This is a genomic window from Paenibacillus sp. BAC0078 (assembly GCF_054483875.1).
On the sequence record NZ_JBTLRW010000077.1, the window covers coordinates 1 to 552 of the forward strand.

The window sequence follows — 552 nt, forward strand, 5'->3', positions numbered from 1 at the left end:
AATTGCTAGTAATCGCGGATCAGCATGCCGCGGTGAATACGTTCCCGGGTCTTGTACACACCGCCCGTCACACCACGAGAGTTTACAACACCCGAAGTCGGTGGGGTAACCCGCAAGGGAGCCAGCCGCCGAAGGTGGGGTAGATGATTGGGGTGAAGTCGTAACAAGGTAGCCGTATCGGAAGGTGCGGCTGGATCACCTCCTTTCTATGGAGAATCGTTCTCTGCAATGAGAACATTCAAATCTAAAATCTAACCAGGTCGGTTAGTTACTCACTCGTTGCTCAGTTTTGAGAGTTGAAGCTCTCAATGGTCTGTAACTTCTATCGACACAGCCGTGTTCGACCAGAACTTACAGCAACTTGATCCTTGAAAACTGGATACCGAAACGAAAATGCGTTTTAGAACATTCCTTTAAGCTGAACTTGTGTAAGCAAGTTTATGTTTTAGTGATACTGAGCGATGGTTTTGGATTGTGAGCGACTTTTGGCTTTAAACAGAATGGCGGACGGAGTCATCCGGAAGCGCTGTTTAAAACAAGATGAGCGAATAA

At 47.1% G+C, this 552-nt stretch carries 1 rRNA gene; it reads left to right on the plus strand.

The features are described 5' to 3' along the window. Nucleotides 1-206: ribosomal RNA gene (locus ACX1DY_RS31495) — 16S ribosomal RNA — on the plus strand; the annotation flags it as partial. Nucleotides 207-552 lie beyond the last annotated feature (346 nt).